Origin of the sequence: Myroides sp. WP-1 (assembly GCF_014145635.1) — a bacterium.
GTDB lineage: Bacteria > Bacteroidota > Bacteroidia > Flavobacteriales > Flavobacteriaceae > Flavobacterium.
The window spans coordinates 223,330-237,016 of record NZ_JACHTC010000002.1 but is presented as its reverse complement, the minus strand read 5'-3'; the positions used below and the strand labels follow the sequence as shown (position 1 = coordinate 237,016).

11 protein-coding genes are annotated in these 13,687 nt (G+C 35.5%); 10 read left to right on the top strand and 1 reads right to left on the bottom strand.

Translation table 11 applies throughout. The features are described from left to right. Positions 1-72: 72 nt before the first annotated feature. From H4K33_RS02695 to accD, 3 genes are read left to right on the top strand one after another with little or no spacing between them, the layout of a single operon-like run. Positions 73-2,535, top strand: a complete 2,463-nt coding sequence (locus tag H4K33_RS02695; protein ID WP_255493528.1) for a BamA/TamA family outer membrane protein — start codon at positions 73-75, stop codon at positions 2,533-2,535. A gap of 46 nt (positions 2,536-2,581) precedes the next feature. Next, positions 2,582-3,649 carry a class II fructose-bisphosphate aldolase gene (gene fbaA / locus H4K33_RS02690; protein WP_182646962.1) on the top strand — a complete coding sequence of 356 codons (1,068 nt, stop codon included), beginning with the start codon at positions 2,582-2,584 and terminating at the stop codon, positions 3,647-3,649. Between the two features lie 46 nt (positions 3,650-3,695). Continuing rightward, positions 3,696-4,550 (top strand): acetyl-CoA carboxylase, carboxyltransferase subunit beta, encoded by an 855-nt coding sequence (gene accD / locus H4K33_RS02685; RefSeq protein WP_182646961.1) that lies wholly within the window; start codon positions 3,696-3,698, stop codon positions 4,548-4,550. 95 nt (positions 4,551-4,645) lie between these two features. Here the strand turns inward: accD and H4K33_RS02680 are convergent, their stop codons facing one another. Beyond that, on the bottom strand, positions 4,646-5,896 hold the full coding sequence (locus H4K33_RS02680; protein WP_182646960.1) for an ABC transporter permease: 1,251 nt from the start codon (positions 5,894-5,896) through the stop codon (positions 4,646-4,648). A 180-nt stretch (positions 5,897-6,076) separates the two neighbouring features. On the opposite strand from H4K33_RS02680, the gene purH reads away from it, so the two are divergent. The 7 genes from purH to H4K33_RS02645 are packed head-to-tail and all read left to right on the top strand — an operon-like array spanning position 6,077 to position 13,661. Then, positions 6,077-7,603: a bifunctional phosphoribosylaminoimidazolecarboxamide formyltransferase/IMP cyclohydrolase gene (gene purH, locus H4K33_RS02675; protein ID WP_182646959.1), complete on the top strand. Its 1,527-nt coding sequence runs from the start codon at positions 6,077-6,079 to the stop codon at positions 7,601-7,603. A 54-nt stretch (positions 7,604-7,657) separates the two neighbouring features. Next, positions 7,658-8,686 carry a rod shape-determining protein gene (locus H4K33_RS02670; RefSeq protein WP_060872609.1) on the top strand — a complete coding sequence of 343 codons (1,029 nt, stop codon included), beginning with the start codon at positions 7,658-7,660 and terminating at the stop codon, positions 8,684-8,686. 8 nt (positions 8,687-8,694) lie between these two features. Beyond that, positions 8,695-9,528, top strand: coding sequence for a rod shape-determining protein MreC (gene mreC, locus H4K33_RS02665; protein ID WP_182646958.1), 834 nt, complete (start codon positions 8,695-8,697; stop codon positions 9,526-9,528). Further along, positions 9,521-10,042: a rod shape-determining protein MreD gene (locus tag H4K33_RS02660; protein ID WP_182646957.1), complete on the top strand. Its 522-nt coding sequence runs from the start codon at positions 9,521-9,523 to the stop codon at positions 10,040-10,042. Before mreC ends, H4K33_RS02660 begins: the two co-directional genes overlap by 8 nt. Then, complete coding sequence (mrdA, locus tag H4K33_RS02655; protein ID WP_182646956.1) at positions 10,039-11,904, top strand: penicillin-binding protein 2; 1,866 nt, start codon at positions 10,039-10,041, stop codon at positions 11,902-11,904. The genes H4K33_RS02660 and mrdA overlap by 4 nt, the downstream gene beginning before the upstream one ends. After that, a complete protein-coding gene (gene rodA, locus H4K33_RS02650; protein ID WP_182646955.1) occupies positions 11,901-13,154 on the top strand; it encodes a rod shape-determining protein RodA in 1,254 nt (417 codons plus the stop codon). Before mrdA ends, rodA begins: the two co-directional genes overlap by 4 nt. 39 nt (positions 13,155-13,193) lie before the next feature. After that, the gene (locus tag H4K33_RS02645; RefSeq protein ID WP_182646954.1) at positions 13,194-13,661 is read left to right on the top strand and encodes a hypothetical protein; all 468 of its coding nucleotides are present in this window, start codon (positions 13,194-13,196) and stop codon (positions 13,659-13,661) included. The last annotated feature ends 26 nt before the right edge of the window (positions 13,662-13,687 follow it).

Genomic DNA, 13,687 nt, shown 5'->3' with positions numbered 1-13,687 from the left:
ATTATCATAACCGCTGCATGTTTTTTTTCGTGTTCCTTAACGAAGAATGTGCCAGAGGACTATGATCTATTGATGGAGAACACCATTGTCATTAATGACAAAAAAACTTCCAAAGAGGAAATTCACAATCAACTCTACCAACAGCCCAATAGTAAATTTCCAGTTATTGGCACACGTTTACGACTTAATTTGTATAACCTAGCCAAACAAGACGCTGATTCCAACTATCATGCATGGTTAAACAAACACCCAAAAACGAATAATGCTTTAGAAGGATTGCTTTCTAAAAAACAAGTCAATCGTCTTGGTCAATCGTTCGCCATTTCGGGTTTTAACAATTTTCTGATGAAAACAGGAGAACCTCCTGTGTTATATGATAGTCTAAAAACAGAAAAATCCTTGAGCCGTTTAAAAAATTACTACTTCAACAAGGGTTTTTTCGATACAAAAGTGGCCAATGAAAAGAAACGCACTGGAGATCAAAAAGTGACTAATTCTTACTATGTAACAACCGGAAATCCTTATTTCATTGACAGTATCTCACATTTAATCTCTACACCGGCTTTAAAGACACTTTACGAAGACAACAAAGCCAAGAGTGCATTGAAAGAAAACACGGTATTTGATGTAAGCAACTTTGAAGAAGAGCGCAAAAGATTAACCACGATCTTCAGAAATAATGGGGCTTATCACTTTCAAGAAATCAATATTCGCTATGAAGTAGATACAATTTTAGAGCAAAAAAACAAAGCAAACGTTCTTTTAATCGTTGATCAACAAACGGTTAAATCTGGAGATACCTTAGCGCAAGCTCCGTTTAAAATTTACCAAATAAGCAAGGTTAATATTTTTACGGACAATGTTTCCAAAAACAAAGCTTATGTTTTAGATAGTTTACAGTATAATGGCTTCAATATTTACAGTTCAACAAAACTACAATATAAGCCCAAAGCTTTGACAGATGCGATCTTTATTACACCTCAAAGCACTTTTAGTGATTCAAGACGTATTCTAACCTCGCGCTCTATTAGCAACTTGCGCATCTTCAATTATCCCGTAATTGAGTATTTAGAAGACCCTAGTGATCCTGAAGGAAAAACTTTAATTAGCAATATCTACTTGACCTCTAGAAAAAAGATGACGTTTAACCCTTCGTTAGATGTCACCCATTCGAACATACAAGATTTTGGTATTGGAGGGAGTATGGGATTGTTGTTTCGAAATGTTTTTAGAGGAGCAGAAATATTAGAATTCGGATTGAGAGGAACTATTGGTTCTTCTCGACAAATGAGCAATCCTAATGATGTTTTTTTCAATGTCACAGAATATGGAGCAGATATCAAACTAACCTTTCCTCGTTTCTTATTCCCTTTTGCGTCCAATAAAATCATTCCGAAAACCATGTTACCAACCACATCAATGAGTTTTGGATTTGCGAGACAGCGAAACATCGGATTAGATAAGGACAATTTTACAGGCATCATTAATTACAGCTGGTATCCTTCGCGTACCAATTCATTTAGTGTAGACGTTGCCAATATTCAATATGTTAGAAACACCAACCCTAACAACTACTTTAGTGTATATAAATCTTCTTACAATACGTTAAATCAGATTTCGAAAGAATATGAAATACCAACGGATTATGTAGATGAGAACGGAAATTTAACCATCCAAGGAGAAGGTGCTAATCGATTCATATCAGATGCCTTAGCGACTAACAATCCTATGGGTATTTCTCCGGAAGATTACAATGAAATCAGAAGTATTCAGGAGCGAAAAGTTCGACTTTCTGAAAACAACTTAATTTTAGCCTCTAATATTTCATTCAATTCCTCCACCAGAACAGGCATTAATGACAATAGTTTTTATACTGTTCGCGCAAAAGTAGAAGCAGCTGGTGGGTTACTTGATTTGATCATGAATAAGGTAAGTGATAAAGAAGGACATACTGGAAAGAGAACACTATTTGACGTTGAGTATTCTCAATATATTAAAACGGAGTTAGACTATGTAAAATATTGGGATCTAGGTCGTCAACAAGTAGTTGCGGTTCGCTTATTTGGTGGTTTAGCCGTTCCTTATGGCAATGCCAACTCCATCCCTTTTTCTCGAAGCTATTTTTCTGGAGGATCAAACGACAACCGCGGATGGCAATCCTATCGTTTAGGGCCAGGTAAAAGCGGAGGCATCAATGATTTCAATGAAGCCAATATGAAGCTGTTCTTCAGTACCGAATACCGTTTTAATATCACGGGTAAGTGGAATGGTGCTTTCTTTGTCGATGCAGGTAACATTTGGAATGTATTTGACAATGTTGAAGATAAGAACTACACATTCAATGGAATAAGCTCATTAAAGGATTTAGCCGTAAGTTCGGGTTTTGGAATTCGCTATGACTTTAGTTTCTTTGTATTCCGATTAGATATGGGATTCAAGACGTACGATCCTTCGATTTACTCCAAACACAAATGGTTTGGAGAATTTAGCTTCAAGGAGTCTGTCTTGAATGTTGGTATTAATTATCCATTCTAATCAAATAATAATTAGTATTTTTGTCCAATAAATTAAACACACGACTATGGCACACAATATTAAACCTGGAGTAGCATTTGGAGATCAAGTGCAAGAAATATTCAACTATGCAAAAGAGAAAGGTTTTGCTTTACCGGCTGTTAACGTGACTAGTTCTAGTACTATTAACGGTGTATTGGAAACAGCAGCAAAACTAAATGCGCCCGTTATTATTCAGTTTTCGAATGGCGGTGCTTCTTTTATGGCAGGAAAAGGTTTATCAAACGAAAATCAAAAATCTGCTATTGCGGGGGCTATTGCAGGAGCAAAACACGTACACGCTTTAGCTGAAGCTTATGGTGTGCCTGTTATTTTACATACAGATCACTGTGCAAAAAAACTATTACCTTGGATTGATGGTTTACTAGATGCTAGTGAAGAACACATGACTAAATATGGTAAACCTTTATTTAGTTCACACATGATTGATTTATCAGAAGAACCAATCCAAGAGAATATTGAAATCTCTAAAAAGTACCTTGAAAGAATGGACAAGATGGGGATGACTTTAGAAATTGAATTGGGAATTACAGGAGGAGAAGAAGACGGAGTGGATAACTCTGGTGTAGATTCTTCTAAACTATATACACAACCAGACGAAGTAGCTTACGCTTATGAAGAATTAAGCAAAGTAAGCCCTCGTTTTACCATTGCAGCGGCTTTTGGAAACGTACATGGCGTTTACAAACCAGGAAACGTAAAGCTTACGCCTATTATCTTGAAAAATTCTCAAGATTATGTAGCGAAAAAATTCAACTTAGGACACAATCCTGTTGATTTTGTTTTCCATGGTGGTTCTGGTTCATCATTAGAAGAAATTAGAGAAGCTATTTCTTATGGTGTAATCAAAATGAATATCGATACAGATATGCAGTTTGCTTATACTGAAGGAATCAGAGACTATATGACTTCCAAAATTGAATATTTAAAAACACAAATAGGTAACCCTGAAGGAGCGGATGTACCAAACAAAAAGTACTACGATCCACGTGCATGGGTAAGACAAGGAGAAATCACTTTCAATACTCGTTTAGAAGAGGCATTCAAAGACTTAAACAATGTGAATACGTTGTAATTTCTTGCATAAACCTATTAACATAGTATAAACAAAACAGACATTTATGGCTTGGTTTAAAAGAAAAGAAAAAGGAATTCAAACACCAACTGAGGACAAAAAGGATATACCAAAAGGATTATGGTACAAATCACCAACAGGTAAAATTATTGACTCTGAAGAATTAGAAAAAAATCTTTGGGTAAGTCCAGAAGATGGTTACCACGTTCGAATTGGCAGTAAAGAATATTTTGAAATTCTTTTTGATAATGGCGATTACAAAGAAATAGCAAAAAGCCTATCTTCAAAAGATATGCTGAAGTTTGAGGATACAAAAAAATATGTAGATCGCTTAAAAGAAGCTACTTCAAAAACACAACTTAACGATGCTGTGCGTGTAGCTGTTGGAAATTCAAAAGGAGAAAAATTAGTTGTTGCTGCAATGGATTTTGCTTTCATTGGTGGATCTATGGGTTCAGTAGTAGGTGAAAAAATTGCTAGAGGTATTGACTACTCTTTAAAGCATAAAATTCCTTTTCTAATGATTTCTAAATCAGGAGGAGCTCGTATGATGGAAGCAGGTTTTTCATTGATGCAAATGGCAAAAACTTCTGCTAAGTTGACTCAACTAAGTGATGCTAAGATACCTTATATTTCACTTTGTACAGATCCGACTACAGGAGGTATTTCTGCATCTTTCGCTATGTTAGGTGATATCAATATCGCTGAACCAGGTGCGTTAATTGGCTTCGCTGGACCGCGTATTGTAAAAGATACAACAGGTAAAGATTTACCAGAAGGATTCCAAACTTCGGAATTCTTGTTAGAACACGGATTCTTAGACTTTATTACACACCGTAAAGAGTTAAAGAAAAATGTAAATCTATACTTAGATTTGATTTTAAATCGTCCTATTAGATAATAAAAAAAGTCTTCCTTTCGGAAGACTTTTTTTATTATCTGTTAGCTGTGATCGGTTATCAGTTATCGATAAACCACCATCAACAATCAACCATCTTACATTCCTGAACGAATTGCTTCTACTGGATCTAATTTTGCCGCAGAACGAGCAGGTAGATACCCCGAAATTAGTCCGATAATCATAGACAATCCTAGTCCTAAAACAACATTAAAAAAGCTTAGTACAAACTCAAAATCTAACAATACACTCACCCCTTGGGCAATCATCCAAACCAAAATAATTCCGACCAATCCACCAATAAGTGCTAGTATAATTGACTCAAATAAAAACTGCAATAAAATAATACGTCGCTTTGCACCGATTGCTTTTTGTATACCGATTAAATGGGTGCGTTCTTTTACTGACACAAACATAATGTTAGCTATTCCAAAGCCTCCAACCAGTAGAGAAAACATACTGATAATCCAGCCTACTAAATTCATTTGGCTAATGATATTGTCTAAAAACTCCATCATCCCTCCAAATACATTGACAAAGAAATTCGTATCCTCTCCTACTTTCAAACCTCTAAAAGAGCGTAATTTAGACGTTATATCATCTTCAAATAGTTTGATATCCGTTCGATCATTTGGCTTTAAAATAATCACAGGAGTATATGCCTTGATGTTATCTCCAAACATTTGTCGAAAGAGATTTACGGGAATATAAGCGGTTTCATCATGTCCACCTCCAATAGAGATTGCTCCTTGTTTATCCAGAACACCGATAACCGCAAATCGCCTGCCATACAAACGCACACTTTTACCAAGAGGATCTTGACCGGGAAAAAGCGTATTGGCAATTTCGTTTCCAATCACGATTACAGCACTGCCATTCACGGCTTCTGCTTCATTGAAGAATCGTCCACTCGCCATTTTCACATTATCTAAATACTGCATATCCGAACTACACGGGCGAACAATAACATCATTGGCATAGTAACGATCCGCCTTCATATTTTCACTGCCCACAAAAAAATTAAAAGACGCGTATTCTACCTCTTTTAAATTGCGCTTCAAATAATCATATTCTTCATAAGTTACATTGGGAAATTGATCAATCTTCCAACGGGGAATTTCAGACGGTCCGAAGGAATGATTAAACACATAAATCATATTTCGATCAAAACCACTCAGCTCTGATTTCAGCATGCGATCCATTGAATCTACTGCTGCTAAAACAGCAATAATTGAAAAAATACCTACTGTTACCCCTAACAAAGAGAGCAAAGTTCTTAGTTTATTAGTTCTCAATGCATTAACAGCAAATTGAAAACTACTGAGTAAAAGTCTAAAATATAGTATCATAGCAATAAGTTCAACGACATTCTTATTAGTAGAAGAAGAAGATAAAAGTTACATCTACTTTTCTTTTTCTTCTAAAAAACAAGACAATTTACGTCTCTTAAAATTAAAATAAAAACTTCTCTATTAACTTTATAAATACCTAGACATTAGTTATTTTTGCCGTTTAATTAATAACACACAATGAACACAACTAAAAAGATTCAATCGGCATTAATTTCTGTTTTTAGCAAAGACGGATTAGAACCTATTGTAAGAGAATTACACAAAAACGAGGTAACTATCTATTCTACAGGAGGTACAGAAACTTTCATTAAAGATTTAGGTATACCAGTAGTACCTGTAGAAGACGTCACTTCTTATCCTTCAATATTGGGAGGAAGAGTAAAAACCTTACATCCAAAAATTTTCGGTGGAATCTTAAATAGACAAAATCACGAAGGAGATGTTCAACAAATGAAAGAATTTGATATTCCTCAAATTGATTTAGTAATTGTTGATTTGTATCCTTTCGAAAAAACGGTTGCTTCAGGAGCTAGTGAAGCAGATATCATTGAAAAAATTGATATTGGTGGAATTTCATTAATTCGCGCTGCAGCTAAGAACTTTCAAGATACGATTATTGTACCTTCAGTTAACGAATATGCATTATTCTTGCAAATGATTGTTGAGAACAATGGTTCAACAACATTAGCACAGAGACGTTTGTTAGCAACAAAAGCGTTCCATGTTTCTTCACACTATGACGGAGCTATTTTCAATTACTTCAACGAAGCAGACGATACATTAAAAATCAGTCATGCAGAAGGCATTGAGTTGCGCTATGGAGAAAACCCACATCAAAAAGGGCATTTCTTTGGTAATTTCGATCAGTTATTTGAAAAACTAAATGGAAAAGAATTATCATACAATAACCTTTTGGATGTTGATGCTGCTGTAAACTTAATGAATGAGTTCAAAGGAGAGCAACCAACATTTGCGATCTTAAAACACAATAACGCATGTGGAGTTGCGCAAAGAAGCACAATGAAAGAAGCTTATGTAGATGCATTAGCTGGAGATCCTACTTCTGCTTTTGGAGGTGTTTTAATTGCAAATGGCACTATTGATACAGCTACAGCAACAGAAATCAACCAATTGTTTTGTGAAGTAGTTATTGCACCAGCTTATGAAGCGGCTGCAATTGAAATTTTAAAAGAAAAGAAAAACAGAATCATCTTAATCTTAAACGAAATTGATTTACCTGCGAAACACGTTCGTACTTGTTTAAATGGTATCTTAGTACAAGATAAAGATAATGTTACAGACAATAAAGACCACTTAACAACAGTTACTAAAGTAACCCCTACAACAAAAGAAGTAGACGATTTATTATTTGCTTCTAAAATCTGTAAACACACCAAATCAAATACGATTGTTTTAGTAAAAGACGGACAACTATGTGCTTCTGGAACAGGACAAACATCGAGAGTGGATGCATTACGTCAAGCGATTAAAAAAGCTAATTCATTCGAATTCAGCCTAAAAGGTGCTGTTATGGCGAGTGACGCATTCTTCCCTTTCCCTGATTGTGTAGAAATTGCAGACAAGGCTGGGATTACGGCAGTAATTCAACCAGGTGGTTCAATTAAAGACGAGTTAAGTATTACCTATTGTGACGAAAATAAAATCGCAATGGTTTTCACTGGAATTCGTCATTTTAAACATTAATTTACTAATTTTGTAGAACAACAAAAATATTAACTCTAAAAGCCTTTTATATTTATGGGATTTTTTGATTTCATGACGGAAGATATCGCAATCGACTTAGGAACTGCGAACACCCTAATCATTCACGATGGGAAAGTTGTCGTTGACAATCCATCAATCGTTGCTAGAGATAGGACAACGGGAAAAATCATAGCCGTTGGAAAAGAAGCGAGTTTGATGCAGGGGAAAACTCATGGTAACATCAAAACAATACGCCCTTTAAAAGACGGAGTTATTGCTGACTTTGACGCATCAGAAAAAATGATAAGCCTCTTTATCAAGAGCATTCCTGCACTGAGAAAGAAAATGTTTACCCCTGCACTACGCATGGTTGTATGTATTCCATCTGGTATTACAGAAGTGGAAATGCGTGCGGTAAAAGAATCTTGTGAGCGTGTGAATGGTAAAGAGGTTTATTTAATACACGAACCTATGTCTGCAGCTATTGGTATTGGTGTAGACATCATGCAACCAAAAGGAAACATGATTGTAGATATCGGAGGAGGAACAACTGAAATTGCTGTTATTGCTCTTGGAGGTATTGTTTGTGATAAATCTGTAAAAATTGCGGGTGACGTATTTACCAATGACATCATCTACTATATGCGTACACAACACAACTTATTTGTTGGTGAAAGCACAGCAGAAAAGATCAAGATTCAAACAGGAGCTGCAACAGAAGATTTAGAAACTGCTCCAGAAGATATGCTCGTTCAAGGACGTGACTTGTTAACTGGAAAACCAAAACAAGTAACGGTTTCGTACCGCGAAATAGCAAAAGCATTAGACAAATCAATACAACGTATCGAAGATGCTGTCATGGAGACACTTTCTCAAACACCTCCTGAATTAGCAGCTGATATTTATAATACAGGAATCTACCTAGCAGGTGGAGGATCTATGTTAAGAGGATTAGATAAAAGAATCTCTCAAAAAACTGATTTACCTGTTTATATTGCGGAAGATCCATTGCGTGCTGTTGTACGCGGGACAGGTCTTGCCATCAAAAATATTGACAAATACAAAAGTGTATTGATAAAATAAACTAACCTATGCAGCAAATAATTAATTTCTTTATAAAAAACAGTACTAAGTTACTGTTTTTGCTGCTTTTAGTTATATCATTTGTCCTAGTACTTCGAACTCATACCTTTCACAAGAGTTCATTTATTAGCTCGGCCAATGGTGTGACGGGTTACGTCTATGAAAATGTAAATAATTTGAAAGAATACATGCGTCTGAAAACAGAAAATGACGCCTTAGTTCTGGAGAATGCCCTACTAAAAAAACAAGCCTTTAATAGTTCTATTACGGCAGATTCTACTGTGGTCGAATTACCTCTTCTTTCCGATCAAGAAGAAATTTACAATGTAATTGTAGCCAAAGTAATTAAAAATGAATTCAACACGAAAGAGAACTATTTAACCATAAAAGGAGGAGAACGAGAAGGTATTACAAAAGATTTAGGAGTAATCAACAGCAACGGAATTGTAGGTATTATCCAAAAATCATCCAAAAAATATTCAACCGTACAAAGTATCTTGAACGCGAAATCCAAGATCAATGCAAAAATTAAAGGTTCTAATCACTTTGGAACATTGCAATGGGATGGAAAAAGTACAGGATATGTTCAATTAAATGACATCCCTCGTCTAGCTGAACTTTTTCAAGGAGATACAATTGTTACAGGAGGTATCTCAGATATCTTTCCTGAGAATATTCCTATTGGTACCATCGAAAAGGCTTATACCACAGAAAGCTCTAATTACTTTACGATTGAAGTTAAACTTTTTAATGACATGACAAACTTAGGGTATGTTTATGTGATTAAAAATAACGATCTTGGTGAAATTAACGAACTAGAAGAAGCAACTCGAAATGAATAGTGCTATTTCAAATATAACTCGCTTTGTTTTCTTATTAATCGCACAAGTATTAATATTTAACAACTTGGATTTATTATCTTTTATAAATCCATTCCCGTATATTTTATTTATCATCCTCTATCCGACGGATGGAAATAAAGCACTGTTCTATGTTTCTAGTTTTTTATTAGGACTAACCATAGACATGTTTGAGAACTCTGGTGGAGTACACGCCGCGGCTTCCTTAATATTAGCCTTCAGTAGACCACTCGTTCTTAAATTTTCCTTTGGTATTAGTTACCAATACCACAATCTTAATGTTTTAAAAAAGGTGACTAAAGATCTTTTTTCATCCATGGAGGTATTTGGTTACTTAATTTTTACCGTAGTTATTCATCACGTAGTCTTGTTTGCATTAGAATTTCTTCGCTTTAATTTTATTTGGGAAATCCTATTGCGTACGTTATTAACAACAATAGCTACTTTACTCAGTTGCATTTTAATTATATACTTGATCAAACCGTCTAAAAGATGAGAAAGTTATTACTTCCTATTATCATAGTTGCAGTAACTATAACTATTCTTATTCGACTTTTCTATTTACAAGTCGTAGACGATACGTATATTAAAAAATCAGAAAACAACGCACTAAAGATTGTCTATGAGTATCCGGAAAGAGGTTATATATTCGATCGAAACAAGAAATTACTCGTTGCGAATCAACCCTCCTATGACATCATGGTAATCCCTCGAGAGGTAAAGGATATTGACACCCTAGCCTTGTGTAAATTACTTGATGTAACCCTGGAAGAGTTTAATACGAAATTACAAAAGGCAACGGTTTACAGTCCGCGATTACCTTCTGTATTTTTAGCTCAATTGAGCAAATCAGAATATGCTGCCTTTCAAGAAAAGATTCGTCATTTCAACGGCTTTTATGTGCAAAAACGTTCGCTAAGAGACTACCAAGTACACTCAGGAGCGAATATTTTCGGTTATATCCGCCAAGTAAACGAAGACAATATTAAGAACAACCCTTACTATCGATCTGGAGATTTAATCGGTATTCAAGGGGTTGAACAACAATATGAAGAAATTTTAAGAGGAACTAAGGGAGTAAAATACATTCAACGCGATCGTTTCAACCGTGAAATTGGTTCGTTTAAGGATGGAGTTTATGACACTATTTCCATTAAAGGAAGTGATATTACCCTTACCATTGACAATGAGCTACAAGCTTATGGTGAGCTTTTAATGAAGAACAAACGCGGAGGAATCGTAGCGATTGAACCCAAAACAGGTGAAATCTTAGCCTTAATCAACGCACCTTCCTACGATCCTAGCTTGTTAGTTGGGAGAGAGCGCTCAAAAAACTACACCAAACTATACAATGACTCCTTAGCAAAACCCTTATACAATCGCGTATTATCAGGAGAATATTCACCAGGTTCACCATTTAAAATCCTCACGGGATTAATTGGTTTACAAGAGGGGGTTATTACCGAACATACTGCTTTTAGCTGTAGTAGAGGTTTTTACTATGGTCGAGGAGCATGGATGGGTTGTCACGATTCTGGGACCTGGAGTTTGCGTCATGCTATAGCATTATCGTGTAATACTTACTTTGCACAAACCTATAAAAAAATCATTGAAAAATACAAAACCCCAGCAGAAGGTATTGACCGTTGGAGTAAGCATTTAGAAAGTTTTGGATTGGGTCAATTTTTAGGATATGATTTACCTGAAGGCCGAAAAGGGCATATTCCCAATTCTGCCTATTATGATCGTTGGTATCCCAACAAGGGATGGAAAAGTACAACGACCATTTCCAACGCTATTGGACAAGGCGAGGTTATCATGACTCCTATGCAGTTAGCAAATATGGCGGCAGCTGTAGCAAATAAAGGCTACTACTACACTCCTCATATCATCAAAAACATTGAAGACCACAATATCGACAAAAAGTTTGTAACCAAGCAGGTGACTACAATTGATCCGAAACACTTTGATCCTATTATCCAAGGAATGAATCAAGTTTTCCACGTTGGTACAGGTAGAAGTGTAGCCGTTCCGCAACTAGAAATGGCCGGAAAAACAGGAACAGTAGAAAACTTTACTCGTATTAATGGCAAGCGCTATCAATTAGCCGATCACTCTGTATTCGTAGCATTTGCTCCAGTTGATGATCCTAAAATTGTTATTGCTGTTTTTATTGAAAATGGAGTTTGGGGAGCGCGATGGGCAGCACCTATCACGAGTTTAATGCTTCAAAAATATTTACTTCCTGAGATTGTTCGCACAGATTTAGAAAAACGCATGCTAGAAGGAAGTTTGGAAAGCGAATACAACAAAGTTTTACAATTATATAATTTAGCAGATAAGCCGAAAAAACAATGAGAAGCGGAAGCGTACAAAAACATATAGACTGGATAACTATTTTGTTATACCTTTTACTTGTCGTTGCGGGATGGGTTAATATTTATTCTACCTCTCTCCCGAATGAAGATGCAAGTATATTTGATTTTAGTCAGATATATGGTAGACAATTAGTTTTTATCCTGACGTGTATTCCACTCATTATTCTCATTTTGGCCTTAGATACTAAGTTTTACGAAAAATATGCCCTCATTTTTTACATTCTGGGTATTCTATCTATACTTGGACTATTTGTTTTCGGTAAATCTGTCAAAGGACAAACAAACTGGTATCAAATAGGAGGACTGGGAATACAGCCTTCTGAATTTGTAAAAACAACTACAGCTCTACTACTAGCAAAATATTTCTCAGATAATCAAGGAACCTTAAAGACGCTAAAGGAACAAGTAACTGCCTTTATTATCATTGGAGTACCAACTTTGCTTATCTTAAAACACGATACAGGAAGTGCTATGTTATTTGCCTCTTTAGTATTTGTGCTATTTCGAGAAGGATTACCCTCTTGGTATTTGTGGACAGGTTTCATTACTATTCTCTTATTTATTGCAGCTTTAGTAGTAAAGCCATCACTAATCATCACAACCATTGCAGTATTAACACTCCTACACTACTACTTTAACAAAAACATCAATAGAAACCCCTTTATTTATCTTATTTTAGCCACCGTAATGTGCGGCTTTGTTTTATCCGTTGATTATGTTTATGACAATGTTCTTGAACCCCATCAAAAGGATAGGATAAACGTTTTACTCGGTGAAGATGTAGACCTTCAAGCCGAAGGATATAACCTAAATCAATCAAAAATTGCGATTGGTTCTGGAGGTTGGTACGGAACTGGATTCTTACAAGGAACGCAAACCAAAGGAGGTTTTGTCCCGGAACAACACACCGATTATATCTTTACGACCGTTGGAGAAGAATGGGGATTCGTTGGATCTAGTACAATTATTGTTTTATTTCTTTGTTTATTTTTTCGTTTGATTTACCTCGCCGAAAAACAGAAAAAGAGATTCAACAAGGTGTACGGTTATTGTGTAGTAAGCTTTTTGTTTATTCACTTTGCATTCAATATTAGCATGCTTGTAGGATTATTTCCTACTATTGGTGTTCCTCTTCCGTTTTTCTCTTATGGAGGTTCGAGTTTAATTGCCTTTACATTACTGCTATTCATTTTTCTAAAATTAGACGCAAATAGAATTAATGAATGGTAATTATTAGAACAACAATAAAACAAAAATAGAGAAGAAGAAATGAAAAAAACAAGTGTAATCGCAGGTTTATTGCTACTTAGCTCGGTTGCTATGCAAGCTCAAGAGGTACAAAAAGAAGAATCTACTACAATACTTCCAGAAGGACCCGTAGTAGAAGTAGTGGAAAGTGTTGTATCGGAAGTTCCAACGATGACTGCTGAAGAATTAAAAGCTTTCAATCAACAACAAAAACAAATTGAACGCGAGCGAAAAGCTGAGCTTAAAAAGCAAAAAGAGATCGCTAAATGTCAAAAGAAAATCCAAAAACTAACGGACAAACTAAACAAAACAAAAGCCAAATACAACAAAGAAAACGACGCTTTTAACCGTGACATGGCATTAGGGAAAATTGCTCCAGTTCAGGAATTAAAGATCAAAACTAAATTGCATAAGTATCAAACAGAAATTGCTAATTTGGAATTTGAAATTAAAGCAGAAGAATACAAATACGAAAATTTAACAAAATAAAAAAAAAGCGAAACTTAGGTTTCGCT

Bases quoted from the DNA above. Each gene is read 5' to 3' on its own strand.
- H4K33_RS02680 (WP_182646960.1), bottom strand. From the start codon at position 5,896: ATGATACTATATTTTAGACTTTTACTCAGTAGTTTTCAATTTGCTGTT.
- accD (WP_182646961.1), top strand. From the start codon at position 3,696: ATGGCTTGGTTTAAAAGAAAAGAAAAAGGAATTCAAACACCAACTGAG.
- fbaA (WP_182646962.1), top strand. From the start codon at position 2,582: ATGGCACACAATATTAAACCTGGAGTAGCATTTGGAGATCAAGTGCAA.
- mreC (WP_182646958.1), top strand. From the start codon at position 8,695: ATGCAGCAAATAATTAATTTCTTTATAAAAAACAGTACTAAGTTACTG.
- mrdA (WP_182646956.1), top strand. From the start codon at position 10,039: ATGAGAAAGTTATTACTTCCTATTATCATAGTTGCAGTAACTATAACT.
- rodA (WP_182646955.1), top strand. From the start codon at position 11,901: ATGAGAAGCGGAAGCGTACAAAAACATATAGACTGGATAACTATTTTG.
- H4K33_RS02695 (WP_255493528.1), top strand. From the start codon at position 73: ATGGAGAACACCATTGTCATTAATGACAAAAAAACTTCCAAAGAGGAA.
- H4K33_RS02670 (WP_060872609.1), top strand. From the start codon at position 7,658: ATGGGATTTTTTGATTTCATGACGGAAGATATCGCAATCGACTTAGGA.
- H4K33_RS02660 (WP_182646957.1), top strand. From the start codon at position 9,521: ATGAATAGTGCTATTTCAAATATAACTCGCTTTGTTTTCTTATTAATC.
- purH (WP_182646959.1), top strand. From the start codon at position 6,077: ATGAACACAACTAAAAAGATTCAATCGGCATTAATTTCTGTTTTTAGC.
- H4K33_RS02645 (WP_182646954.1), top strand. From the start codon at position 13,194: ATGAAAAAAACAAGTGTAATCGCAGGTTTATTGCTACTTAGCTCGGTT.